Raw genomic sequence first — 24,551 nt, forward strand, 5'->3', positions numbered from 1 at the left:
ACTCATGATAAGTTAGGCGCTTTTAGTGTTTATTTTATATGAATTGTCTAAAGTTAAGGCCCTGAAACACGCTCAATAGAAACGTTACCAACACCTTTGTTTGTGATACCTAAACGCTTAGCAGCGCCATAAGATAAGTCCATAACACGGTTGCCATGGAATGGGCCACGATCGTTAACTTTTACCACAACGCTCTTGCCGTTAGTTTTATTGGTAACTTTAACATAGCAGTTTAATGGTAGTGAGCGATGCGCCGCAGTCAGACCATTCATGTCAAAGGTTTCGCCACTGGCTGTTTTACGGCCATGAAACTTACGACCATACCAAGAGGCAAGACCAGTTTGTTTAAATTTACTGACAGAGTTAGAGGCTACTGCGGTTAGGCGCTCTAACACATCTTCATCATTGGTGACTTGAGTAGTATCACTCGCTAATAGTGAGCTACTAAGTGCTAATGAAGTAGGCTGACGTGCGGATTTGACCAAACTTGATGCACCATCATGCTGACGGCTAAGCTCACCAAGTACACGATCGATATGGGAGGCGTTATCTTGCGAAATCATTGCAAGGGAGGTTTTTGCTTCTACAGCATTTACGTTTGTAGCAACTGCAGAGCCAGCGAATAAAACTGCCGACATAGTAAGTAAACCAGATAAACGCTTATTCATAAATACCTCTATAACTTATACACTAAAACCTAACTCTAAATTTTTTAGATTGAGTATGACAGCGTTAGACCAATCTAACAGTGAATCAAACTCTAGAATCTTCATATTAATCTATTGTTTTTATAGCGATTAATATTTAGGGCGAGACTCTTATAGGTTTCAATATATGGTAATTTTTCATTTTATGATCATAAGTAGCGGTAGTAATGACCGTAGTTACTTAGGACATGCTTAAATGATAGTCAGCGATATTCATTGAGTACTTATTTTTAGCTTAGAGATTAAGTATCAATGTCACTATATGTCGTATCTATAAAACTTCCGATATACAAACTTTTTGATATTGCTAAAGTAATGAAGGGTTTAAACGTTGTTGCGTGATGCTTTGTTATTAAACCGTTAACTAAGTAGTGTATTTGAAAGTCTGAAATCTACAAGCTGCTAACTATACGACTAATCTACAACCAAAGTATAATTAAATGCAAAGTTTGTTAGTGGCTATGTACGGGTTATGTATCAAAGTACAGTAAAATGAGGTTAACGCAATTTTTTGTAAAAAACAAGGAATAAAATATTTCAGCCCTGATTTACAATTCATTTTTGTTAAAAAAATCACTATTAATGACAGTATGATACAAGTAATTAATTAACAATGCTTTATGTCTCATGACAGCCTTTTGATAGGCTGGTCATGGCTGGGGATTATGTAGTATCTATTAAAAGTAACAAAATATTAATAGCAGAAAAATCGCTGATATTTTGACTTAATCTAAACTTTATTATCAATAATTATGCGAGAGTGCTTTATTTTATGCTCAGTGTTTTTGAGAAATATTAACAATGTATGTTTGTCATATTTCAATGATAATTTACTAATATTTTATACGTAAGGTATTGATTTTAAGTGTTTTTAACCAGACTTGTGAGTGTGAATTGACATCAATAAGCCAAAACCTGCCATCAAAGTCACGATAGCGGTACCACCATAGCTTATAAAAGGGAGGGGTACGCCAACAACAGGTAAAATACCACCAACCATACCGACATTGACGAATATATAAACGAAGAAAGACATGGCGATAGCGCCAGCTAACAGTCTGCTATAAACGTCAGGATGGGTGAAAGCGATATATAGGGCACGCGACAAAAGGCAAAAATAAATAAACATCAGTAGCATGACACCTAGTAAACCAAATTCTTCAGAGAAGGCTGCAATAATAAAGTCAGTATGACCTTCTGGTAAAAAATGCAGATGTGACTGTGTGCCTTCTAAATACCCTTTACCAGTAAGGCCGCCTGAACCAATAGCGGTCTTTGATTGGATAATATTCCACCCAGCACCTTGTACATCGGCTTCAGGATTAAGTAGGGTTAGGACGCGCGTACGCTGATAATCATGCAACAAAAAGTTCCAGGCAAAAGCAATGAAAGGTATTGCTAAAATCACAGCAGCAGAAATCAAGCGCCAAGACAGTCCAGCCAAGAACAGCACGAAAATGCCACTGGCAGCGACTAAAAGTGAAGTACCAAGATCAGGCTCTTCTGCAATCAATAATACGGGTACGATAATCAATGCCAAAGTAATGGCAATACTGGAGGGTGATGGCGGAAGATCACGCTTGGACAAAAACCAAGCACACATCATCGGCATACCAAGCTTCATAAATTCAGATGGCTGCACACTACCAAATCCAGGCAAGTTGATCCAACGCTGAGCACCCATACGCACTTCACCGATGATATCAACCAATACCAACAATATAAGCCCTAATACATAAAACATAGGCGTAAAGGTACGATAAAGGCTTGGCGGTATTTGTGCCATTGTAAACATCACGGTGAATGCCACACCGTAACTCACCATCTGACGTATGACCATGCCAACGTCTTGACTGGCAGCACTATATAAAATCGTCAGACCAATGCAGCAAACCGTTAACAAAAGCAAGGTCAACCATGGATCGATGTGAATACGTTGCCAGATCGTCGGTGCATGACTTTGGCCTAAGTGATGGCTCTGACGTGAAAAACGGTATTGCGGGTTAGAAGACATAGGCAAATTTTGGCTAGCAGTTGGAGTAAAAGGGAGAGGTTATCTAAGCTGTTTCATATAAAATATGTGATGAGTATTTGACGGTCTCTAGTCTAATAGAAGCTCACGGACAAAAAAACAAGCAGATACTTAACATCTAGACAATAAAGTCACTGAATTATAAAAGTGATAAGGATAAGTGTTAATTACGAATATCTTGCCTCAGATTAGAGGCGATAGTTTAGCCTGCCTGTTGAAAATTTGATAGTATCGATAAAACGTTTTTAGCGGTAGATTCCTGCAATGATAAAATCAAAAAACCATAACTATGGACAAATCCAGAAGCCTATTCTTGCACTGGTTGTTTGTATGAGTAGCATCAGTGTTCATGCCGCTATCATCAGTGATAATAGTGAACGCCGTATCGAAGTGCGTCAAGGCAGTGGCGACACTAGCAATGCTTATATATCGCCTTCTAATAATGTCTCTAATCAGCGCCCTGGTGTCACTATGTTAAGTGGCGCAAATGCATCAAATGGCGATAGTATGCAAAGCTTGATTGCACAAAAGCAGCGTGATTTTGAAATTGATGCCAGTCTGTCTATCGAGGAAAACAAACACGTCAATGTGAATCAACGAAGACCGACTTATAATACAACTTACCGTAATAACAGCTACAGCACAACGAATAACACCTATAATAGTGCCAACAACGATCTTACCAGCATGGACTTTAATGCATGGCTCAACAGTAACAGTTACCGTGCTAGGCAAGTAGCCGAATATCAGCGCTATTTGAGCGCGCGTGTGGGTGCACAAAATGTACCACCACTGTCTCAGCTACTTACCACCGCGCGCAGCTGGGACAAATGCGGTTATGAGCCTTATCAGCTGCCACCGCAAGAGCTATGGGCCAATATTGTACCGACCCTACGTCTCTATAGCGAACTAAAAAACCAAGGAGTTTTACCTGTGAGCACCGAGATACGCTCGGTATACCGTAGCCCTGGGCTCAACGACTGTGCTGGCGGTGCTGGCAGTAGCAAACATATGAATGCAAGTGCTATGGATATTTGGGTGCCAGAGTACGAAGACAACCTATGGCGGCTCAGTACGATGCAGGATGGCCTGTGCCAGTTTTGGCAATATCAAGGACAGTCTTACAACTTTGGCTTGGGTTTATATGCCACGGGTGCAATTCATCTCGATACTGATGGTTATCGTAAATGGGGTTTCAACCATGCCAGTAGTAGCTCTTCTTGTCGCTATTAGATAGCTAAGGGTTAACGCATCGTAAGCAAGCACACACTCAAATTAGTGACAATAAAAAAACCAGAAACAGTATAATATCGCTTATAAATTTTAAAGCTAAATGATTAATAAGATGAGCTGGCTAGACGCGCAAGTTCACCAAAAAATTGTTTGGAATTAGGATTTCATGCTCTAATAAAGGCATGTTTATCAATTATCTTTATATCCTTATCGCTCTTCAAGGAAGAAGATTACGGTTATTATAAGCGGGATTTATGACAAAGCAGCATTCAGCAGTCGCAAGATGCAGTAAATCGAATGAAAGGAAACAACGTTTTTTTCGCTCAAAATATATTTACACCACGTTAATAGGCATGGCATCATTTTCCATATTACTGGTGAGTGCCTGCAGTCCAGAACCCTATTCTGAAAACAGCTCATTGGTGACAGATAAAGCTGCACTAACACGTGATAGCATCGCACAAAATTCTGAAGGCATTGAAGACGGTATTAGAAACTCTTATGCTCGTTTGGCCTCAGAGCGCGCTGATGTATGCCCAAAGTTGATAGAAGAAGAACAGGGTAGTCAGGTTATTGAGCGCGTTGCAGAAGTGATGGTAAACGATTATTGTGACTATTTCCTATATCCTCGAGAGGGTCAGCATATTTCAGTCGCCACCAACAATAGCCAAATCGAAGCCTTACTGATAGTTCCCGCGCTACATGACTTTGCTAATGGTGGTTATGAGGTCATGTCTTACGACAAGCATATCATTCGACTAAGCTATAATGGTGCCACCTATAAGCCTCAAAACCTCAATTACGACATCGTAATGACCATTTCTGATAACTCTGATAAAGAGTATTCGTAGCCCTTTTTTGATATCACAAGTCAGTCACAAGATAATAAGCATATGAGTGATGAGCCGGGCATACTGAACTGCTCATCACTCACGCTATTCACTATCTAATTGAGTGAATTTACCCCAACTGATTTTCCTCTTTTTATTTGGTCGCTTTTGTCGTCGCTTCGGTTTCCTTCCAAGGATCGTCTTGCCCAACTGTCACGATTAAAAAGTTATCCGGATTTAAAGTATCGCGCAGCGTCTTATTGACCCCTGACAGCGTGACTTGATCAATACGGTTGACATAATCGGCCAAGTAAGTGTTTGGCAATTGATAAAAATTCATCATTCCTAACAACCCATTGATCCCTGCGTTACTTGCAAAACCCATCGGGAAGCTATTTTTGAGATTGTCTTTGGTCAGGCGTATCTCATCCTGAGTGACTCCTTTTTCTAACGTGTCATCAATAACCGTTAAGCTTGCATCGATTGCCGCACGTGCTTTGTCATTGCGCGTTGAAAAACCAATCTGATAAGGCCCGCGGGCTAGCATCGGATTCATTGATCCTGAAATACCGTAGGTGTACCCGAGATTTTGTCTAATCTCAGTCATCAAACGGGCATTAAAGTCACCACCTGCCATTACCTCGTTACCAACTGCAAAATTAGTTTGCTGCTGCTGGGCTGTTGGATTGGTTGCACGTTTGCTACCTAATTGTCCCATCAGTACGGTGGTTTGAGTACTTGGAAAGGGAATATGAATATGCTGCGCTTTAGTGAGAGGTTTAGGCTCAGGTAAATCAGCGGCAGCTTGACCGGCAGGCAGTTTAGTCGTGATATCTTCAGCCAGTTTTTTCGCCTGTATTAAGGTCAGATTGCCTGTCATGGCGATAGAGGCATTTGCTGCTACTAAATACCGATTTTTAAAGTCTATCAGCTGTTGCTTCTCGATAGTTGGCACGCTCTCTAGCGTACCGACTGAGGGATGAGCGTAAGGATGACTGCCGTATAGAGCCTTATCAAAGGCAATACTGGCAAGACTGCCAGGGTCTTGTTTTTGCTGCTGTAAGCCAACGAGTAATCGTGACTTATTCCGTGCCAATACCTCGTCACTAAACGTAGGCTCGCTCACCATTTGCGTCATCAAATCAACAGCTGGCAGAAGGTGTTTATCGTCTGATAAGCTGCGTAGTGAAACAATGAACATATCCTTATAGGCACTACTACCCAGATTGATGCCCAGCGTTTCAACAGCACGCGTGAACGCATCTTCATCTAAGCTTTTGGAGCCCTGTTCAAGCATCGTTGCGGTCATATTGGCAATGCCAAAACCGTCTTTACTGATGCTGCCATCACGGGCACTACCAGCGTTAAAACGTAAGTCCACATCGACGATCGGTAAGGCTGTGGTCTGAACGAACATGACAGGGACGCCAGCTTTGGTCTTAAACTCTTGAATCGTTGGTACTGTAACTTTTAAAGATTTGGCATCATCAATACTGGTAAGTTTAGATAAGGCTGCAATGGGCGCACTTGCATCAACAGCAGTAGGGGCTCGGTAATCTTCAGCGCCTGTATTGTCTGCCTGGGCAGTATTAGCCAATATGCTCAATGCAAAAACTACGCTGGTACTAAGGCATGATAGCTTTTTTAATGAGAGACTAGATGATGTAGAAGGCAAAGCAGTACTCAAAGATTTTTGTCTTGCTTGAGAGTCATATTTATTCTGAATCATGATGTTCTTCTTATTAAGAATACGGTTATATCGTCGCTTTTATGAGAGGTTCTGATAACAGGCAGCATTTATTTTGCTTCGGTAGTGTTCTCTTTTGGTGGCACGATATGCATCACCGTTAAGTTGTCCTTAACCAAATACTTCTTACTAGCAGCCTGAATGTCAGCGACACTGATACCATCTAGTTTGGTTGGTAACTTAGCAAGTAATCTATCATCGAGCCCGATAGACTGTAATGAGCCGATCATACGAGCTTGTCCTTCCATGCTATCTTGTGCATACACTAGGCCAGTGACGGCATTGGTCTTTGCGCGACTGATTTCATCGGCGGCAATGGGATCGGTTTTGAGTTTTTCTATCTCTGATATTATGGCTTGTTGCGCTTGTTCTAAACTGACACCTTCACGTGGTGTCGCTTGAATCATAAATAGCCCATCGCCGCGATCTAACAAATCGTAAGAAGTACCAACTGTGGTCAGTAGACCTTGCTCACGGATCAGTCGACTCTCCAAGCGTGCAGATAGACCGCCATCGAGTACGTCTTGAGCAAGCGAGAGGGCGTAAGCCTGTTTTTCATTGTTTGCGCCTGCTGTCACTAGGCTAGGTACGTTGTAACCCATTAGCAAAACGGGCACTTGCACCGCTTGCTCAGAGTCTACTTTTTGGTAACCACGAAAGCCTTTTTGAGTGACAGCGTTACGTTTGGGTACGTTGCTTGGCGCGAGCTTACCGAAATAACGTTTGACTTGAGTGAGTACTTCTTGTGGTTGCACGTCGCCGACGATGACTAAGGTAGCATTGTTGGGTGCATACCATGTCTTATACCAGTCTTTTAGATCCGAGAGCTTGATAGATTCTAGCTCACTCATGGGCCCAATGACAGATTCACCCTTTGGACTGTCAGGCAATGCTAGCAAACGAAATGATTCGTAAGCTTTGGCAAGGGGATTGTCATCAGTACGCTGACGTCGCTCTTCCATGACGACTTGATGCTCTTTGACAAACTCTTTGTCATTGAAGGTGAGGTTTTTCATTCGATCTGCTTCGAGCTCTAATGCTAAAGGCATGCGATTGGCAGGAAATAGCTCGTAGTAGCCCGTATAATCATAGCTGGTAAAGGCATTGTTAACGCCGCCAAACTTGGCAATCAACCGCTCATAATCATCACTTGATACATCAGCAGTACTTTTAAACATCATATGCTCAAGTAAGTGAGAGATACCGCCTTTATCCAGCGGCTCATCTGCCGAGCCCACCCGATACCAAATCTGGGTCATGGCGACGGGTGCACGGTGATCTTCTTTTATGACTACTTTTAGACCATTTTCTAATTGATATTCATGCCTACCTGACATGTCCATTGCTAATGCAGAGGATGGCGACTCTTTACTCGTTGTATTTTTATCCAACGTGTTTTTGTCTACAATACCTTGAGACAAGCCTTTTGTAGCAATTGCGCTTGTAGAAGTCGTTACAGAATTCGAGGTCATCGTACTGGTTTGACAGGCAGCAAGTGATGTCGCCATCGCTAAAGCACATGCAATGCGTAATGGCGTATTAGGTAGTGGTAAAGACAATGGCATGGTATGGTCTACTTATATAAAATAATGACTGAAGTAATGGATGTAATCATAGCAATACAATGCATCACAGTGATGTCTGTGCGCCAACCATGACACTAGCGGTCGGTCTGAACTCTTGCGTGGTATTGCAACCTGCCACAGATAATACAGTTGTCGTTAGCAAAATCATTACACTGACATTGGCAATGCTTTTATAGTGTTTAGAGAGTGATGACATGAGCGTTTCCTAAAGGATTTTTGAATGAGTCTTGGTAGAGTAGGCGAAGTCTGACGAGGAACAAGTCAGAATTTTGTGTCCAAACCTTAAGCAAAACTTTCTCAAATCATTATGTTATTTTTTAAGCAGATAGTTTTTGACGACAGTCTACTATGGTAAGGGCTGAGCGCGACTTGAATTATGCTAAAATAGGCTAAAATACATGGTCGTATAGCTGGCAAGCTTATGACAATCTAAAACTTCATTTACAATAAACAAATAATTAATAGCGATAACTTTTAGGGCAAACTTATGAATAACCCAAACAATAGCAACCGTGTGGTCATCAACCTTGATGATGGTCTTGATGACTTAGATGACGATGATATTACCTTACCCAGTTTACCGGCGCAATCTGTACCCATTATTGATGAAGCAGAGAGTGCTGCGCCACAAAGGGATAATACGGCAAATCCAGACGTCTCAAACAATCAGGCAGCAGAAAATATTGCTTTGGCCACACCAATTGTTATGACAGAAGAGCATAACGTCCCTAAAGGTGCCTCTGAGAGCTTTTCAAGTGCTAAAGAGACAGGCGCTACGAGCAAACCTGACACTGCGACAACCATTCCTGTCATGCCACTACAAGAGCAATTAGGTGATACACCAAGTGTGAGTCCAGTCACTAGCAGTAATGTACAAGCGACTACGCCGCAAGAAACTGCTGAAGAGTCACCAGAAAACAAGAAAAAAGGCAGCTGGTTTAACCGTATGAAGACGGGGCTGAGTAAGTCACGTAAAAACTTGGCCGAAGGGATGGTCAGTATTCTTATCGGTGGTAAAGAGATCGATGACGAGCTGTTAGAAGAGGTCGAAGATCAGTTACTGGTTGCTGATATCGGTGTCAACGCGACCAACCGTATCATCAAGAGCCTCACTGAGCAGACTGCCCGTGGTGACTTGATTTATGCACACTCATTATATAAAGCCTTGCAAAGTGAGCTGGTCGATATCTTAACGCCAAAAGTTGAGCCGCTGGTGATTGATACCAGCAAAAAACCATTTGTTATTTTAGTTGTGGGCGTCAATGGTGTGGGTAAAACCACAACCATCGGTAAGCTTGCCAAGCGCTTACAAGGCGAGGGTAAATCAGTCATGCTCGCAGCAGGCGATACGTTCCGCGCGGCGGCCACCGAGCAGCTACAGATTTGGGGCGAGCGTAATCATATCCCAGTGGTGGCACAAGGTCATGGCTCTGATAGTGCTTCGGTGATTTTTGATGCGATGCAATCAGCCAAAGCAAAAAATATCGACGTACTCATAGCCGATACTGCTGGCCGTCTGCAAAACAAGACACATTTGATGGCAGAGCTAGAGAAAGTCGTACGCGTGATGCGTAAAGCGGATCCAAGCGCTCCGCATGAAGGCATGATCGTGCTGGATGCTGGTACGGGTCAAAATGCCATTAACCAAGTTGAGCTATTTAATAAGATTGTACCATTGACAGGTATCACCATTACGAAGCTAGATGGTACTGCGAAAGGTGGCGTGGTGTTTAACATTGCCGAAACGACAGATGTTCCTATTCGCTATATTGGTGTGGGTGAGTCGATTGATGATTTGCGTGCCTTTAGTCCGAAGCAGTTTGTCGCCGCTTTGTTTGAAACAGATGACAAAGAATAAAATAGCCAGTTTTATTTGGTAAATCATTTCTAAGATAATATGGAAGTAAACGCTATGATAGTTACCACAGCAGCTTTTGGGTCACATCAATTAACGCTGATTGCCCATGCTAATGAGCATGTCAGCAAGCATAGTCAGCCTATGCTCGTTGAAGCCAATTGGCTGCTGCCCGGTAATACGTGGCATAGTTCAAAATCCGTTCCCAAGCTTAAAAAATATTATGGCCTGACAGATGAAGACTTTACTTTTATAGACAGCAATAGCCTAAGCATGAAAGAACCTACTCAAGCTTTATTAATAGAAACGATTTTCCAACTCAAAGATTACGCTGCTGGTAAACGTAAAACATTGGATTTACCCTTGGATTTCTCTATGGGTACTGAGTTTCAACAAAGCGTATGGCGGGCTCTGCAAGAGATTGGCTATGGCGAAACCATCAGCTATGCCACCCTCGCGCAGCGTGTTAATAGCCCAAAAGGGTTCCGTGCGGTTGCACAGGCTAATGGCAAAAACCCTTTTAGTATCATTGTTCCTTGTCACCGAGTGATTGCGAGCGACGGTAAGCTTGGCGGCTATACGGGCGGGCTAGATAAAAAAGAGTATTTGCTAGCGCTTGAAGGGGTTAAATGTAGATCGTAATAGCAAACATAGCGCTGTATCCATTAAGTTATTAAATATATAAAAAAGCACCAAGCCTGTAATCGGGTTTGGTGCTTTTTTATATGTCGAGGGTTGCCAAACACATTGAGGCACATACGTAAAAGACTAAGAATGCAAAAGCAGTCGCTAGACCCCATTGGGCATGAATGATAGGAATAAGCGTTTGGTTGATGGCCTCATCACTCACGCCGCCTACTGCATATACCGTACCCAACGCTGCTACCACGATCTCTCTCGCGGCCAGTCCTGGGATTAAAGAAATACACATCTGCCAGGTAAAGCCAATGGGCGCAAAAATTGGCTCGATCAAATGTCCAAGCATACCAGCAAAGCTATAATCAATAGCAGGGCCAGCGGCAGATGCAGAAGTGACTAATACCCACAGCACCACAGAGAGCGTGAAAATCACTGTACCAGCTTTTCTTAAAAACGCACTCATTTTGTCCCAAAGCTCACCAGCGATATGCTTCACATTGGGCATGCGATAAGTTGGTAGTTCCATTAATAAAGGAAAAGCGGACGATTCTGATTTTGCACTATGAAAGCGTTTGAATGACCATGAAACTAGCGCTGCTGATAATGTGCCCGCAACATACAGTATAAATAAAGTAATGCCTTGCAAATTGAATATGCCAAGCACCGTTCGGCTAGGTATCACCTCTGATGTGATGGCGCGGTATTTGATTTTCATCAGCTCATCAGCACGTAAGCTAAACTGAGCGCCCGTACTTAGCTGCACGGCATAAGGCGGTTTACCAAACAGAACTTTGGCAACAATATGAACCAAGGTATCAGGCAAGAATCCTAAATCTTTGAGCCATTGGCTGATGGCACCATCGATTTCACCAAAGCGATGATTGGCAACAATCTCGTCAATAATGGCAGGTTGGCGTTTGTTTAGCTCTAATAATGAACACATAGGCGATGCCTTTGTGTTTGTCAGAGTAGGAGCGTCAGTAGTGGTAGAATAAGAAGGTGAAAGCGTTATACTCATATAAAAGTACTTAGTTATTTGCATCTTTGCAAATGATAACTATTACTATTTTTGTGTGATTATATGCATCGTCTATGAGAAAAACAACCGCTATAAAAAAGTGCTGTGATAACAAAAAAACCAGACAGTATGACACCATCTGGTTTTTTAATACTAAAGTGCAGTACTACTAAGCACCTCTGAAACTGTCCTAGCTATCCCTCAAGCTGCGCCATGACGTCAGCAGAGAAGTTAACATTAGTATAAACTTCTTGCACATCATCCGCATCTTCTAACATATCGATCATCTTTAGAATCTTTTCAGCATCTTCCACATTGTCGATTTCAGCCGTGGTAGATGGTGACATGGTGACTTCAGCATTGTCAGAGACAAGACCAGCAGCGTTAAGCGCGTCTTGAACTTGACCGAAAGTTTCCCACTCGGTGATAACAAGTAAGCTTTCACCATCATTTTCGATATCAACGGCGCCCGCATCTAGTGCAGCTAGCATGACTTCATCTTCTAAGCTTACATCATTAAAGGTGATTTCGCCGCGTTTAGTAAATAGATACGCCACAGATCCTGATGTACCAAGGTTGCCATCGCATTTGGTAAAGGCGTGACGGACTTCACTGACAGTACGATTGAGGTTATCAGTCATGGTTTCGACCAGTACCGCTACACCGCCAACACCGTAGCCTTCGTAACTGACTTCTTCCATGTTTTCATTATCACCGCCGCCTGTACCACGGTCGACAGCACGGTTAATCGTGTCGCGAGTCATATTGACTGATAGCGCTTTTTCGATAACAGCACGTAAGCGCGGGTTTTTGTCAGGATCGGGGTCGCCTTGTTTGGCAGCTGAGACGATTTCACGGATAATTTTGGTAAATATTTTACCTTTTACTGCATCCTGACGGGCTTTACGGTGTTTAATATTTGCCCATTTTGAATGGCCTGCCATATAACATCCTTAAGGTTTACGTATTATTTTTTATGTGCAAAAAGGCAATGAATCACAGCCTTCGATGTCTGATCACCTTGTTTTATACTAGCATTACTTTGTCTATATAAGGTAATAGCGCTACTTGCACGTTAACGATTTGTATGTTGTTGAGAGTGCTTTTTTGCTACACTGTGGCAAATTATAGATTGTATTCACTGTGATAAGTGAGCAATATTATAAACCAGTTTTAACTATTTTGACCAACTTGCCCTTATCCATCACATTTTAAGTCATGGAATGCTATCAAGCCATTGATTTTATAAAGTTACTGATTCTATGAAGCAACCAACCGCTGAAGCCCTAACACACTTGCGTAACCGCACGCATATCATTATCGAAGGTACAGATACCCGTTTGGGTAAGCTCTTTGATATTGTATTATTGATTGCGATTTTGGCCAGTGTTGCTGTCGTCATGCTTGATAGTGTGTTGTACATGCGCTTGCAATACGGCACGTTGTTTTTTTATGCAGAGTGGTTTTTTACCATTCTATTTACCATTGAGTATGCGCTAAGGTTGTTTTCAGCACCCAATCGTTTGCGCTATGCGTTTAGCTTCTTTGGGATAGTGGATTTGCTGTCTGTTTTGCCAAGCTATCTGAGCTTACTGTTTGTAGGGGTGCAGTATCTACTCGTGATACGAGTACTGCGTATCTTACGTGTATTCCGTGTCCTCAAACTAAAAGCCTATATGCAACAAGCAGGTTTTTTGGCTTCTGCACTCAAAACCAGTCAGCAGAAAATTACGGTCTTTTTCTTGTCCCTTGTGCTATTGGTAACCATCTTTGGTTCAATTATTTACGTAGTAGAGGGACCTGAGAACGGGTTTACTAGTATTCCATTGTCTATCTATTGGGCGGTTGTCACGATGACAACGGTTGGCTATGGTGATATGTCGCCCAAGACGCCGTTAGGCCAAGCAATTGCAACCATGGTTATGATCACAGGTTATTCGATTATTGCCGTACCGACCGGTATTTTTACCTCTGAGCTGGCTCGTAATATGCGCCCACAGCTAAATCCTGTCACTTGCCCAAACTGTGGTAAATTCGGTCATGCAGTGGGCGCAGACTTTTGCGATCGCTGCGGGCACGCGCTGCACATCTAATGATGGGTAGTGATAGACTTTATATCACTACCGATTGCTCGCTTATCTATACCTCAATGTACTCATCAACCAGCGGCGAGAGGTCAGTCTCAACGCCTAGATTTACCAAGTTCCAATATTGTCCGGATATAGTGCGATCTAGCATCATCGTTGTGGCAGAGGGCTGAAACTGGCCAAAGTATTTCAATGAGGTACGCATTTGCGCAATGGCATCATGATGTATCTGACTACTGCCAAAATCAAAGGCACCTTCCTGATACGGACTGATAGATAATGGCTTGAGGCCAATGGATAGCCATTTTTCATAAAATTCGCCAGGGATGTTTTTATCATCGTCACGGCGAATGTCTAAGGCGACGAGATCTTGCTCAAGTGCCGTCACATCGCCTTTGATAGCGTGTTTGGCGAAACGACGGAACAATTGAACTTCGCTATCACTGTAACTACGGATACCACCAAAATCATAAGCCACGACGCTGCCGTCATGACGAAAAGCAAAGTTGCCTGGATGTGGGTCACAGTGCATACGGTACAAACCAAATAACTGCCCTGCGGTAAAATGAAACAGGCGCTCAGCGATTTTTTGTTTGATATCATTGTCCCATGTCGCAGCGACAGTCAATGTCTCTCCCATCTCTTCGGTTAAGGTTAAAATCCGTCTGGAAGAGTGGCTGCTGATGACTTTAGGGATAATAAGACCCTCATCATCTGCATGAAAGGCACCAAACACACGTAAGTTGTAAGCTTCTTTGGTATAATCAAGCTCATCATGTAAGCTTTGGCGAATTTCGTTAAAGAGTTGCTCTTGCAACTGCTTACTCATATTGAGCACGCCTGCAATCTTTAGTGCCATGCGGACTTGCTTGAGATCACTATCACAGTTTTCATCCACATCAGGGTATTGGACTTTAACCACGACTCTTTGTCCAGATAATAAAGTAGCTTTGTGCACTTGTCCGATAGAGGCGGCAGCAAACGGCATTTCTTCAAACTCACTGAACAACTCTGTCATAGGGGCTTTTAGCTCACGCTCAACTTGTGCACGTATTTGCGCGTAGGGCATCGGCGGGGCATCTTTTTGGAGTTTTTCTAAAGCAGTGGCAACCTCAGGTGGAAAAACGTCTTTGTACTGTGAGGCGATCTGTCCTACCTTCATCACCGCACCTTTCATCTCACCCAATGTCTCGGCAATCTGGATACCCACATCTTGCATCAAATCTGAGCGAGCCTGCAGGCGTTTCTCTTCGTCACTCGAGAGATGCTTAAATGAGTTCTTAGCTGCTTTGCCGGCAATACTTGCTGTCATGCCAGCGAGTTTCATAAAGCGCTTTCCGGACGTTTTTGCCATTCATATCACCATATAGTGGATTGTTTGCTCAGCCATAATTCTATTATTTTCATCAGACAATTACTGTTTGACTAATGTGTGAAAAACAAAATGTGTGAAAAATAAGAAGTTTTACTTCATCGATAAAGCTAGTAATCTATAAAACCAAATAACACCTTAAGTGCTTGTCTTGACTGAATAAATATTGCTTAGCCAGTAATCTAATGCCATCTCATAACCCATATGACCCAAACCACAGATCACACCGACTGCGACATCGCTCAAGTAGGAATGATGCCTGAAATGCTCGCGCGCATGAACATTGGATAAATGTACTTCTATAAAGGGTTTCTGCGTGGCCAATAGGGCATCACGTAGTGCAACTGATGTATGGGTAAATGCAGCAGGATTGATAATAATGGCATCAACTTGGGCAGATTTGTCTGCTAATAAGCCATAATGTTGGATCTTATCTACTAGATCGCCTTCATGGTTTGACTGTATACAAGTTAATTCAATGCCGTGCTGAGCGGCTCGCTCGACCAAGCGTTTTTCGATATCTACCAGCGTCATATGGCCATAAATTTCAGGCTCACGCTTACCCAATAAGTTCAGGTTGACGCCATTCACCAATAGCAGTTTGTGATTGAGTGTCTGATCGATGTGTTGGTCAGTAGGATTTTCTGCTGCTGTAGATGGAGAAGAGGACGTCATAGTAATCTCTGTCGCTATTTAAATATGTGGATGATTTATTATAATGAATAAGGTGTGCATGACAAATAGATTGCACAAGCTGATTCAGTGTATCCCTTTATAATAGCAGCTTGTAGGCTGGGTTATAAAAAAATTACAGGAAAAACTCACCCATGCATTAAAAAGCGTGTTAAAAGTCTTTATGTTGCTAAAAACCCGTGCTATGATATTTTTTATGCAATAAATATTGCAAGTTTGTTACTGTCATTAACATGAAAGATAGTTTATAAGATTGGCTTTCTTTTATATAAGCGTTTTAAAGATGACTGTGGCTAGATTGGTACTTTTAAGTTTTTGATTTCATCATCTTAGATCCCGTTTATATGCAATGTTGCAAAGGAATTTGGGGCTAAGCGAACTTTTTTAGGAAGTAATATTATGTCAGCTCGTGAGCAAGGTATCGTTAAGTGGTTTAATGACTCAAAAGGCTTTGGTTTCATTCAACGTGACAGCGGAGAAGATATTTTTGTCCATTTCCGCGCGATTCAGGGTGATGGCTATCGTTCTTTGAAAGATGGCGAAAAAGTTGAGTTCAGTGTCGTAGAAGGTGAGAAAGGCCTACAAGCTGAAGAAGTCAGAAAGATAGAAGAGTAATCTATCCAGACATTAAAGCGGTTTAGTTATAATGTCTGTACGAACTACTGATATACTACTGAGTCAAGCCCATATTGTCTTACCCATGTTGAGTTAACAGCAGCATATTTGGTAGGTCAGGTATTGGGCTTGGCTTTTTTTGTACCCGTATGTCTAGCGGCTATCTATAGATATAATGTTGCGACTGCTATTGGTCACGCTTATGTCAGTATAAAGCTTTATTGTGAGCTGATTTGTGATTGATAAAATACAAGCAACTAATTTAAAAGGATATTTTTTTGAGTAATTTTACAACGTTTACTGATTTGCCACTTTCAGCCGCGACATTACGCGCCGTGAGTGATTTAGGCTTCACTGAATTAACGCCTATTCAGGCAAAAATACTACCGCATACATTAGCAAATCAAGATGCCATCGGACAGGCGCAAACGGGAACCGGTAAGACAGCAACTTTTTTGCTGACTATTATGGAGGCGTTACTCAAACGTCCTTTTACTCATGATGAAGAGCGCTATCTCGGTGAGCCACGTGCAGTCGTTATGGCACCAACGCGTGAGCTCGCTCAACAGATATTTGACGACTGCATTGCATTGACTAAATATACGTCGCTGCATAGTGTCTGTATCATGGGCGGTACTAATTACGAAAACCAGCAGCATGAGCTTGAGCGCCAATACGTTGATATTTTGGTAGCGACGCCTGGCCGTCTGATTGATCTTGCCAATAAAGGTATGGTGTATTTAGATCGAGTAGAGGTGTTGGTATTGGATGAAGCAGACCGCATGCTGGATATGGGTTTTATTCCTGATATCAAGCGCTTAGTAGGTCGTATGCCCGCCAATACAGACCGTCAAAGCTTACTGTTTTCTGCTACTTTTAACCAAGATGTGATGAATTTGGCGTATCGCTGGTTGCATGAGCCGCAGTTTGTGGAAATCGAGCCAGAGCACAAAACCAGCGAATTGGTTGATCAGCACTTTTACTTACTGACAGAAGATCAAAAACTCGAAGCCCTGCAGCGTATTATTAGTAATGAGGCTGTTGAAAAGGTCATTGTATTCGCCAATCGCAAAGATCAAGTTAAACGTCTCTATCATAAACTGCGCCAAGCACATAAGATTGTCATGCTCTCAGGTGATGTGATTCAGCAAAAACGTGAGAAATACTTGCAGCGTTTTAAAGATGGTCACGCGTCTATTTTGGTCGCGACAGATGTTGCAGGGCGCGGTATCCATGTCGATGATATCAGTCACGTGGTCAACTATACCTTGCCGGATCAACCAGATGATTATGTCCATCGCATTGGCCGTACGGGCCGCGCTGGGCAAACAGGCATTAGCATTAGCTTTGTCAGTGAGGATGACGCATTTAATATACCAGCATTAGAGAAGCATTTAGAGACCAAGTTTACGCTTGAACAATGGCAGTAATAATTGCTATAAATGGATATCATTTAACCAATAAAACCCTTAATATCATTTTTGATATTAAGGGTTTTTTGTACGCTTGGTAAAGTCTACGCAGTACTCGCAGTATGTGTTAGAAGTTATTGAGCATGATGCATGGAGGTGGCGTCATCGCCCATATCGTGCATGCTATGATCCATATGATTATCCATGTCTTGCATATCATGATCCATAGCTGGCGTCATATCGTGATTCATCTGATCCATGTCATGAGCATCTGTCTCAGACATCATAGCAGAGTGGCTACTGTGATCCATCTGTGCGTGTCCACTACCATGCCCGCCATGCATATTTGCCATAACCATAGGAACGACAGCAACTGCCAAACCTGAGAGTACCATCACCGCACCATTCAACTGCCTTAAGCGAAAACGACCAATCTTGTCACGTAACCAGCCAACTGTCTCGTGCGTCGCAACCAGCATCGGTATGGTCCCTAAGCCGAACACGAACATCAATGCGGCACCGCTTAATGGGTTGTGAGCGACGACAGCAATCAGTAGAGCGCCGTATACCAAACCGCAAGGCAAAAAGCCCCAAAGCAAACCTGCTGTTAGTGCGCGCGGAAAAGTATTGAGCGGAAACACTTTTTGACGCAGCGGGCTAAGGTACTGCCAAAAGCGCATGCCAAAACGCTCAAGCTTGGTCAAAAACGGCGCGCCAAGCATCGTTACACCGACAAATACTAGTACCAGTCCTAACAAGATGCGCGGCATGCTGTTGCCCTGCATCAATGGCGCTAGTACCGTGACACCAATAAGTCCTGCGACCAAACCTAGCAATGCATAACTGATTAGACGGCCAAGATGATAGGTGGCCACCAGCGCGCGGCGTTTAGTAGGGCTGACATCTTTCATAGACAGACCAAATGCCGTCACAAGACCGCCACACATACCCAAACAATGCGGCGAGCCAAAAAACCCCATCAGTAATGCCGCAACAAGTAAAGCCATGGTCATGGATGCATCTCCTAAAATTCATAAAGGCCGTATCTATAGACACGATTATTATCCAACGAAAGCTCATCATTACACGATGAACAGAGAAGAAGATAAAGGCTAGATTTTTGGGTTTTTCTCTACATCAGTACGAACGATCGCATCTTTATCAACGTTATCCTCTGACAGCTCGGTACTTGCAGAAGACGGAGACTGCACCGCGCGTTCATGAGCCTGCATGGTTTGCCTGCGCTCTTGACGATCATCCAATATAATACGCTGTGATGCATTGTCCAAATCTTCGAACTGGTTTGATTTTACCGCATAACGCACTGCCCAGATGGCAACCACAAATAGCATGAGACTTAATGGGATTAATAAAAATATACTGAGCATGGTAACTCTCTTCAATAGCAGTGTCTTTTACTATTATACACCCATCGCAAATGCAGTGGATGATCTGTAGCGATTAGAATGAGACGTAGCATCATATGGCGATATTAGCTGCGAGTTTAGTATAAAAACCTATTCATTAGATGCTTTTTTGGCACTGCCTCGCGGTGTTAGGAGTTGCTGTGAAGTCACATCATCGGCGTGACGACAATTCATTTGCGGACGTATCACATCTCGTAGATAGGCGGCGATTTCATAAACAGCCCGCCGTGAATGACTTAGGTTTTGCGCAGGTTTCATCCAGTCGCGTCTAACTGGCAATGGCGCGCTAAGCGGTGTGCTGTTAATACCATTCAAGGCAAATTGTCTGCGCGCACGTGCCATATGATAGCTATCCGTAATAAGATAAACGTGATTGAGCGGAATACGCTTGGCTGTAAAACGGGCGTTTTCGCACGTATTCATACTGGCATTTTCGCTTATCAGCCCATCGATACCATGCTCAATGAGCCACTGACCGAGCCAAGGCGCTTCAGCGCCGCTTAGTACAATAGGTAAGGGAAGATCGTGATAAGCGCCAGCCGCGGTACGGGCACGATTCAGGCTGTAACGATTGAGAATAATTTGATTGTTATTATCATTAGTTAGACCACCGCCTAATACCACGTAAGCAGTCGGCGGAGAGCTCATAGCAGCAGAAGGCATTTTTGGTAATGGAAGAAGCGCAAATATATAGACAACGGCTTGTGAGAATAGCGGTGTGAACAAACTGATTAGGACTAAAATAACAGACGTCGAGCCTAATACAAAGGTAATATTGATGATACGAAATAGCTTCACCATTCGTTCGGCTGAACGCAAATAGTTTCGCCATAAGCGTTTAGACCATGATTGTTTAGACCACATGCTCAGCATATCCAATTGAGCCATCAGCATTCACCCAAACTGGCTCACGTGATAGCTGAATTGCAAATTTCTCATAGACAAGATTGGCGATATAGCGCTGTGCTGTTGCCACATCTTCTTGAGTTGCTTGATAAGGCGTGTGATTGGTCAGTACCAGCGCCTGATGTTTATGAGTCACGATGGGGGCGATGCCGCCCCCTTTTAATCCTGCTTGCTCGATGAGCCAACCTGCGGCAACTTTCACCATCGCGTCAGGCATCGGATAACCAACGATAGCTGGATAAATTGCTTGCAGCGCCGTAAATTGATCTTGACTAATAATAGGGTTTTGAAAAAAACTGCCGCAGTTAGGTAGTTGTTCTGGGTCTGGTAGCTTTTGTTGTCTAATATCTATAATAGCTTGCATCACGTTATGAGGATTGGCTTGCTCGCGCCCTTGTTGTTCCGCATAGCGCTGCGCCACAGTCTGTACATCCCCATAGCTGGCTAAAATATTGGTAGGATCAGTATATAACCTGAAACCGACGCGACTAATAAGCCATGTGTTTGGCGTGCGTTTAAAGATACTGTCACGATAGCCAAATTGACAGTCGGCCGCTGGTAAATGGTGCCAAGTTCGTGTCGGTAAATGATAAGCGCGTACATATTGTAAGCAGTCTTCTAATTGCACACCGTAAGCACCAATGTTTTGTACTGGCGCTGCACCAGTTAGGCCAGGTATGAGCGCAAGATTTTCTAACCCATACCAGCCTTGATTGACTGTATGTACGACTAGATCGTGCCAGTTTTCGCCCGCCATTACTTCGATATCGACATAGCCATCAGTCTGAGCAGTCAGGTGAATACCGCGCATTTTGGGTTGTAATACCACCGCATTTAACGCTGCTGGTAGTAAGACATTGCTACCGCCAGATAAGACAAATAATGACAGCTGATGCTCTACGTCTTCTGCATAAGTTGCCATAAAGTTATCAAGCTGTGCCTCATTAGTCAACGTCACTACAGAGTCAGCGATACAGGCCAGTGCCATCGTATTGCTATGTGACAAATCGACTGAATTGCTGACCAACAGAGTCGCTGATGAGTCATTTATAGTCAGGGTCTGAGCGTCGAGATCAAGGCGTGCAGCTTGGGTCATAACATAGCCTATGGGGCAAAAGGATAATAAATAAGGTAGCTATAGTTGATTCAATTTAAAAGAGATACAAGGCAACTGCGTGCAGACGTAACTGTGATACTTCAAGCGAGGTTAACGCTGTGGCTCTTTTATGGAGGATTAACTATATTATAGAGGATACCGGATGCAAGAATAGCAGAAATATAGAAACTATGGCTAGCAAGCCTTCCAGCTTTCGATCCAAGCTTGTGCGCTTGATTCGATGCGCTCGATTACCTCTTCAAAATCATCGCTATCACCTTTATATGGATCCGGTACATCGTTACCGCCATAGGTAGGGTCTTCTTCACTAAATAGGGCCAGCTTTGCCAAGTCATCTTCTGTATCTGTGATACTGTCTTTAATAGCTTGTAGGTCGGCTAAATTCTGTGAATCCATGGCCAAGATTAAATCAAAATCGCGAAAGTCATTAGTCGTTACCTGGCGTGCAACCAATTTATTAATTTTGTAGCCATGTGATTTGGCATGGCGCTGCGAGCGTGGGTCAGGTTTGTCGCCGACATGTGAATCACTGGTACCTGCTGAGTCTATCTTTATTGAGAGTCCAGCAATCGCCGCTTGCTGACGAAAAACTTCTTCAGCAGTTGGTGAACGGCAGATATTTCCTAAACAAACCAATAATACAGACGAGGGAGTACAGGATTTCATCAGCATAATATGACCTTTTATAACAAAAAAAACATGCTATAAGAAACCAGCATTATTAATGCGGCTTTTATTAGCATGCAATCGATTGAACCAACGACTAGCGTAACGCTTAATCGCTTGAATGGCAAGGACAGAGACTGGACAATAGCGTCATTTAATACTGGATTTATGACAATGCCATATATAACTGAATGATGCGGGGGCAATGCTATATCAATCTTGATTGCTTTTGAAGCGTTGTAAGTCACGGCGCTCCTTTTTATTCGGCTTATTATCAGGGCGTGCAAGATTGGCAAGTTTGCGCTGTTCGGCATAATAAGCACGCCGCGTTTCGCTCTCTTTGGTCTCTGAATATAATACCTCAGCGGCGGTCGCATTACCCCGCTGTGCAGATAGCGCCTCAACAACGACAGTCTTTTCAGTCATGGCGGTCGCTGATCCTTGACGTATGGTTAGCTCGTCGCCGACTGAGATTTCTTTACTGGTTTTGACTCGGCTGCCACCATAATGGACACGCCCACTTTCAATTACTTGCTTGGCAAGCGTACGTGTGCGGTAGAATCGTGCCGCCCACAACCATTTATCAAGACGAATTTTGGCCAGACTTTGAGGGTTATTATTTGTATTTTTACTCATAAAAATCCTTTTGCATCCGTTTTTATATTAAATCATAGTTTTATATAAACAATATTAGGGCAACTTTACTATTTGCAAATGGATTTTTGTGATTGTAGTACTTAGTATCGGGTTATATGATGCAAAAAGCGGCTAATCGTAAGAGAAGCCGCTTTTGTTATTTATTTTAGAAATATGCGCTTAAAGAATTATCTCAGAAATATTAGAAGATTATCTTAAAAACAACTGATAGCCAATATTGTCATTGACCGTTGTACAGTCGTAACCGATATCTAGAAGGGCGTCTTGTAGTTGGCGCGAGTTACTGTCGGAGGCTTGTAACCCAACCAACACCCGACCTTCAGCGGCACCATGGTTGCGGTAATGGAATAAAGTAATATTAAAGTCATCGCCCAATTTTTCTAAGAAAGTCAGTAGGGCGCCCGGACGCTCTGGGAAGATCACTTGTAGTAACTGCTCGTTTTCGACCTTGGCGTGTCCACCAATCAAATGACGGATATGTGACTTGGCGATATCATCATCGGTCAGATCGTGAGCGGTATAGCCATCGTCTGCCAGTTGGCTGCTGATGGTTTGACGCTCTTTTTCGCCTTCTTTTAACGCGATACCCACAAAGATTGAGGCAGGCTCCATAGAATCTGGCGACTTTTTGCTATCAGCACGATAGTTAAACTCAGTGATATTACGGCCGTGTAGGCTGCGACAGAAATTCAAGAAAGCGCCTGTTTGTTCAGGGATAGTGACCCCAAAGATGGCTTCTTTCTTCTCACCAATTTCAGTACGCTCAGCGATATAGCGCAGGCGGTCAAAATTCATGTTGGCACCGCAAATGATACCGACGCAGTTTTTCCCTTGAATATTGTTGGCTGCGATATATTTTTTCATACCAGCAACCGCTAACGCACCTGCAGGCTCTACGATACTGCGGCTCTCCTCAAACACATCTTTGACCGCTGCGCAGACTTCATCGTTGCTACAGGTGACGACGTTAGGCTCGACGACAGGGCCTGAATTGTCACTTTTTTGAGTACGCACGACATCAAAAGGCAATTCACCAATTTGTGCGACTGCCACGCCATCGACGAACAGTCCGACTTGCTCAAGTTTGACACGTTCACCCGTTTCAAGTGCTGCTTTTAGGCAGGCTGATTGTTCCGCTTCTACCGCGATCACTTTGACATGCGGTGCCACTTCTCCCAAAAATGCGGCGACACCTGAGATGAGACCGCCACCACCAACCGCGACAAAGACGTAATCCATGTTGCGCCATTGTTGTGTCAGCTCAAGCGCTATGGTCCCTTGTCCAGCAATCACCAATTCATCATCATAAGGCGGTATGAAAGTTAGCCCTTCGCGTTCAGCGCGCTCAATAGCATAGCGGTTTGCTTGATCAAAACTATCGCCATGCAGATCGACATTGCCACCAAGTGCTCTTACCGCATCTACTTTGATATCAGGGGTCGTGGTTGGCATGACGATGATGTTGTTCAGTGACAGTTTGCGTGCAGAGTAAGCCACGCCTTGTGCATGGTTGCCTGCTGAAGCACAAATCACACCGCGCGCTTTTTGCTCATCGCTCAACTGACTGATGCGATTATAGGCACCGCGCAATTTAAAGGATTTGACCGGTTGTAAGTCTTCACGCTTGAATCGAATGTCATTGGCAAAACGTTGGGTCAGCTTGGGCGCCGTTTCAAGTGGTGTTTGAATAGCAACGTCATAGACGGTGGCTTGTAAGATGGCTCGTACCCAATGTGACAGCATAGTAATCCCTAAACAGAATGAATATAAAAACGAAATAGATTAGCCTATGCCGATTTTTAGTATCTTGCAAGACTCAATTACAGTTTTCTTGGGATTTCGTGCTTGAATGTCCATGAAGTGCAGTTATTTGCCGAAATTAAGTCTTAGCTATGCATGATAGGATTCACAAATTAGCGTCATGATGCGCTAACATCGATGAATATCATCGG

At 43.3% G+C, this 24,551-nt stretch carries 23 protein-coding genes; 7 read left to right on the forward strand and 16 right to left on the reverse strand.

Features of this window, described 5'->3' with window-relative positions:
* Positions 1 to 53: 53 nt before the first annotated feature.
* Both I3255_RS12285 and rodA read right to left on the reverse strand, forming a co-directional pair.
* Positions 54 to 668: a septal ring lytic transglycosylase RlpA family protein gene (locus I3255_RS12285; protein WP_058024065.1), complete on the reverse strand. Its 615-nt coding sequence runs from the start codon at positions 666 to 668 to the stop codon at positions 54 to 56.
* 910 nt (positions 669 to 1,578) lie between these two features.
* On the reverse strand, positions 1,579 to 2,721 hold the full coding sequence (rodA, locus tag I3255_RS12290) for a rod shape-determining protein RodA (protein ID WP_238039075.1): 1,143 nt from the start codon (positions 2,719 to 2,721) through the stop codon (positions 1,579 to 1,581).
* Between the two features lie 282 nt (positions 2,722 to 3,003).
* Between rodA and I3255_RS12295 the strand changes: the two genes are divergently transcribed.
* On the forward strand, positions 3,004 to 3,972 hold the full coding sequence (locus I3255_RS12295; protein WP_238039076.1) for a D-Ala-D-Ala carboxypeptidase family metallohydrolase: 969 nt from the start codon (positions 3,004 to 3,006) through the stop codon (positions 3,970 to 3,972).
* A 353-nt stretch (positions 3,973 to 4,325) separates the two neighbouring features.
* Positions 4,326 to 4,823: a hypothetical protein gene (locus I3255_RS12300; RefSeq protein WP_238039077.1), complete on the forward strand. Its 498-nt coding sequence runs from the start codon at positions 4,326 to 4,328 to the stop codon at positions 4,821 to 4,823.
* Between the two features lie 133 nt (positions 4,824 to 4,956).
* Here I3255_RS12300 and I3255_RS12305 read toward each other — a convergent pair whose 3' ends face one another.
* The 3 genes from I3255_RS12305 to I3255_RS12315 form a co-directional block, all read right to left on the reverse strand.
* Positions 4,957 to 6,399, reverse strand: a complete 1,443-nt coding sequence (locus tag I3255_RS12305) for a pitrilysin family protein (protein ID WP_238039078.1) — start codon at positions 6,397 to 6,399, stop codon at positions 4,957 to 4,959.
* Between the two features lie 200 nt (positions 6,400 to 6,599).
* On the reverse strand, positions 6,600 to 8,108 hold the full coding sequence (locus tag I3255_RS12310) for a pitrilysin family protein (protein ID WP_238039102.1): 1,509 nt from the start codon (positions 8,106 to 8,108) through the stop codon (positions 6,600 to 6,602).
* A gap of 70 nt (positions 8,109 to 8,178) precedes the next feature.
* Positions 8,179 to 8,331 carry a hypothetical protein gene (locus tag I3255_RS12315; RefSeq protein ID WP_238039079.1) on the reverse strand — a complete coding sequence of 51 codons (153 nt, stop codon included), beginning with the start codon at positions 8,329 to 8,331 and terminating at the stop codon, positions 8,179 to 8,181.
* Positions 8,332 to 8,946: 615 nt separating this feature from the next.
* On the opposite strand from I3255_RS12315, the gene ftsY reads away from it, so the two are divergent.
* Both ftsY and I3255_RS12325 read left to right on the forward strand, forming a co-directional pair.
* Positions 8,947 to 9,993 (forward strand): signal recognition particle-docking protein FtsY, encoded by a 1,047-nt coding sequence (ftsY, locus tag I3255_RS12320; protein ID WP_238039103.1) that lies wholly within the window; start codon positions 8,947 to 8,949, stop codon positions 9,991 to 9,993.
* Between the two features lie 54 nt (positions 9,994 to 10,047).
* Positions 10,048 to 10,632, forward strand: coding sequence for a methylated-DNA--[protein]-cysteine S-methyltransferase (locus I3255_RS12325; RefSeq protein ID WP_238039080.1), 585 nt, complete (start codon positions 10,048 to 10,050; stop codon positions 10,630 to 10,632).
* 79 nt (positions 10,633 to 10,711) lie between these two features.
* On the opposite strand, the gene I3255_RS12330 is transcribed toward I3255_RS12325, so the two are convergent.
* Both I3255_RS12330 and I3255_RS12335 read right to left on the reverse strand, forming a co-directional pair.
* Complete coding sequence (locus tag I3255_RS12330) at positions 10,712 to 11,572, reverse strand: nucleoside recognition domain-containing protein (protein ID WP_238039081.1); 861 nt, start codon at positions 11,570 to 11,572, stop codon at positions 10,712 to 10,714.
* A gap of 269 nt (positions 11,573 to 11,841) precedes the next feature.
* Positions 11,842 to 12,591, reverse strand: coding sequence for a YebC/PmpR family DNA-binding transcriptional regulator (locus I3255_RS12335; RefSeq protein ID WP_201598675.1), 750 nt, complete (start codon positions 12,589 to 12,591; stop codon positions 11,842 to 11,844).
* A gap of 318 nt (positions 12,592 to 12,909) precedes the next feature.
* On the opposite strand from I3255_RS12335, the gene I3255_RS12340 reads away from it, so the two are divergent.
* A complete protein-coding gene (locus tag I3255_RS12340) occupies positions 12,910 to 13,740 on the forward strand; it encodes an ion transporter (protein WP_075107416.1) in 831 nt (276 codons plus the stop codon).
* A 46-nt stretch (positions 13,741 to 13,786) separates the two neighbouring features.
* On the opposite strand, the gene I3255_RS12345 is transcribed toward I3255_RS12340, so the two are convergent.
* Positions 13,787 to 15,088, reverse strand: a complete 1,302-nt coding sequence (locus I3255_RS12345) for an AarF/ABC1/UbiB kinase family protein (protein WP_238039082.1) — start codon at positions 15,086 to 15,088, stop codon at positions 13,787 to 13,789.
* A gap of 156 nt (positions 15,089 to 15,244) precedes the next feature.
* The gene (gene aroQ, locus I3255_RS12350) at positions 15,245 to 15,781 is read right to left on the reverse strand and encodes a type II 3-dehydroquinate dehydratase (RefSeq protein ID WP_238039083.1); all 537 of its coding nucleotides are present in this window, start codon (positions 15,779 to 15,781) and stop codon (positions 15,245 to 15,247) included.
* 417 nt (positions 15,782 to 16,198) lie between these two features.
* Between aroQ and I3255_RS12355 the strand changes: the two genes are divergently transcribed.
* The gene (locus I3255_RS12355) at positions 16,199 to 16,414 is read left to right on the forward strand and encodes a cold-shock protein (protein WP_192992921.1); all 216 of its coding nucleotides are present in this window, start codon (positions 16,199 to 16,201) and stop codon (positions 16,412 to 16,414) included.
* Positions 16,415 to 16,692: 278 nt separating this feature from the next.
* Positions 16,693 to 17,844, forward strand: coding sequence for a DEAD/DEAH box helicase (locus I3255_RS12360; RefSeq protein ID WP_238039084.1), 1,152 nt, complete (start codon positions 16,693 to 16,695; stop codon positions 17,842 to 17,844).
* A gap of 116 nt (positions 17,845 to 17,960) precedes the next feature.
* On the opposite strand, the gene I3255_RS12365 is transcribed toward I3255_RS12360, so the two are convergent.
* The 7 genes from I3255_RS12365 to ilvA form a co-directional block, all read right to left on the reverse strand.
* Positions 17,961 to 18,839: a sulfite exporter TauE/SafE family protein gene (locus I3255_RS12365; RefSeq protein ID WP_238039085.1), complete on the reverse strand. Its 879-nt coding sequence runs from the start codon at positions 18,837 to 18,839 to the stop codon at positions 17,961 to 17,963.
* Between the two features lie 99 nt (positions 18,840 to 18,938).
* Entirely contained in the window at positions 18,939 to 19,214 is a 276-nt protein-coding gene (ccoS, locus tag I3255_RS12370; RefSeq protein WP_238039086.1) for a cbb3-type cytochrome oxidase assembly protein CcoS, read from the reverse strand.
* Positions 19,215 to 19,343: 129 nt separating this feature from the next.
* Positions 19,344 to 20,117 (reverse strand): YdcF family protein, encoded by a 774-nt coding sequence (locus tag I3255_RS12375; protein ID WP_346268626.1) that lies wholly within the window; start codon positions 20,115 to 20,117, stop codon positions 19,344 to 19,346.
* On the reverse strand, positions 20,107 to 21,147 hold the full coding sequence (murB, locus tag I3255_RS12380) for a UDP-N-acetylmuramate dehydrogenase (protein ID WP_238039104.1): 1,041 nt from the start codon (positions 21,145 to 21,147) through the stop codon (positions 20,107 to 20,109). Before murB ends, I3255_RS12375 begins: the two co-directional genes overlap by 11 nt.
* A gap of 303 nt (positions 21,148 to 21,450) precedes the next feature.
* Positions 21,451 to 21,948 (reverse strand): low molecular weight protein-tyrosine-phosphatase, encoded by a 498-nt coding sequence (locus tag I3255_RS12385; RefSeq protein ID WP_238039088.1) that lies wholly within the window; start codon positions 21,946 to 21,948, stop codon positions 21,451 to 21,453.
* Between the two features lie 207 nt (positions 21,949 to 22,155).
* Positions 22,156 to 22,578, reverse strand: coding sequence for a S4 domain-containing protein (locus tag I3255_RS12390; protein WP_238039089.1), 423 nt, complete (start codon positions 22,576 to 22,578; stop codon positions 22,156 to 22,158).
* Between the two features lie 210 nt (positions 22,579 to 22,788).
* Entirely contained in the window at positions 22,789 to 24,342 is a 1,554-nt protein-coding gene (gene ilvA, locus I3255_RS12395) for a threonine ammonia-lyase, biosynthetic (RefSeq protein ID WP_238039090.1), read from the reverse strand.
* Positions 24,343 to 24,551: the final 209 nt, after the last annotated feature.

It is taken from the genome of Psychrobacter sp. Ps6 (genome assembly GCF_022129235.1).
In the GTDB taxonomy this organism is placed as follows: Bacteria; Pseudomonadota; Gammaproteobacteria; order Pseudomonadales; family Moraxellaceae; genus Psychrobacter.

What these genes read in the sequence shown, in the direction of transcription:
- I3255_RS12285 (WP_058024065.1), bottom strand. Translation starts at nt 668, where the DNA reads ATGAATAAGCGTTTATCTGGTTTACTTACTATGTCGGCAGTTTTATTC.
- rodA (WP_238039075.1), bottom strand. Translation starts at nt 2,721, where the DNA reads ATGTCTTCTAACCCGCAATACCGTTTTTCACGTCAGAGCCATCACTTA.
- I3255_RS12295 (WP_238039076.1), top strand. Translation starts at nt 3,004, where the DNA reads ATGATAAAATCAAAAAACCATAACTATGGACAAATCCAGAAGCCTATT.
- I3255_RS12300 (WP_238039077.1), top strand. Translation starts at nt 4,326, where the DNA reads ATGGCATCATTTTCCATATTACTGGTGAGTGCCTGCAGTCCAGAACCC.
- I3255_RS12315 (WP_238039079.1), bottom strand. Translation starts at nt 8,331, where the DNA reads ATGTCATCACTCTCTAAACACTATAAAAGCATTGCCAATGTCAGTGTA.
- ftsY (WP_238039103.1), top strand. Translation starts at nt 8,947, where the DNA reads ATGCCACTACAAGAGCAATTAGGTGATACACCAAGTGTGAGTCCAGTC.
- I3255_RS12325 (WP_238039080.1), top strand. Translation starts at nt 10,048, where the DNA reads ATGATAGTTACCACAGCAGCTTTTGGGTCACATCAATTAACGCTGATT.
- I3255_RS12330 (WP_238039081.1), bottom strand. Translation starts at nt 11,572, where the DNA reads ATGTGTTCATTATTAGAGCTAAACAAACGCCAACCTGCCATTATTGAC.
- I3255_RS12335 (WP_201598675.1), bottom strand. Translation starts at nt 12,591, where the DNA reads ATGGCAGGCCATTCAAAATGGGCAAATATTAAACACCGTAAAGCCCGT.
- I3255_RS12340 (WP_075107416.1), top strand. Translation starts at nt 12,910, where the DNA reads ATGAAGCAACCAACCGCTGAAGCCCTAACACACTTGCGTAACCGCACG.
- I3255_RS12345 (WP_238039082.1), bottom strand. Translation starts at nt 15,088, where the DNA reads ATGGCAAAAACGTCCGGAAAGCGCTTTATGAAACTCGCTGGCATGACA.
- aroQ (WP_238039083.1), bottom strand. Translation starts at nt 15,781, where the DNA reads ATGACGTCCTCTTCTCCATCTACAGCAGCAGAAAATCCTACTGACCAA.
- I3255_RS12355 (WP_192992921.1), top strand. Translation starts at nt 16,199, where the DNA reads ATGTCAGCTCGTGAGCAAGGTATCGTTAAGTGGTTTAATGACTCAAAA.
- I3255_RS12365 (WP_238039085.1), bottom strand. Translation starts at nt 18,839, where the DNA reads ATGACCATGGCTTTACTTGTTGCGGCATTACTGATGGGGTTTTTTGGC.
- ccoS (WP_238039086.1), bottom strand. Translation starts at nt 19,214, where the DNA reads ATGCTCAGTATATTTTTATTAATCCCATTAAGTCTCATGCTATTTGTG.
- I3255_RS12375 (WP_346268626.1), bottom strand. Translation starts at nt 20,117, where the DNA reads ATGTGGTCTAAACAATCATGGTCTAAACGCTTATGGCGAAACTATTTG.
- murB (WP_238039104.1), bottom strand. Translation starts at nt 21,147, where the DNA reads ATGGCACTGGCCTGTATCGCTGACTCTGTAGTGACGTTGACTAATGAG.
- I3255_RS12385 (WP_238039088.1), bottom strand. Translation starts at nt 21,948, where the DNA reads ATGCTGATGAAATCCTGTACTCCCTCGTCTGTATTATTGGTTTGTTTA.
- I3255_RS12390 (WP_238039089.1), bottom strand. Translation starts at nt 22,578, where the DNA reads ATGAGTAAAAATACAAATAATAACCCTCAAAGTCTGGCCAAAATTCGT.
- ilvA (WP_238039090.1), bottom strand. Translation starts at nt 24,342, where the DNA reads ATGCTGTCACATTGGGTACGAGCCATCTTACAAGCCACCGTCTATGAC.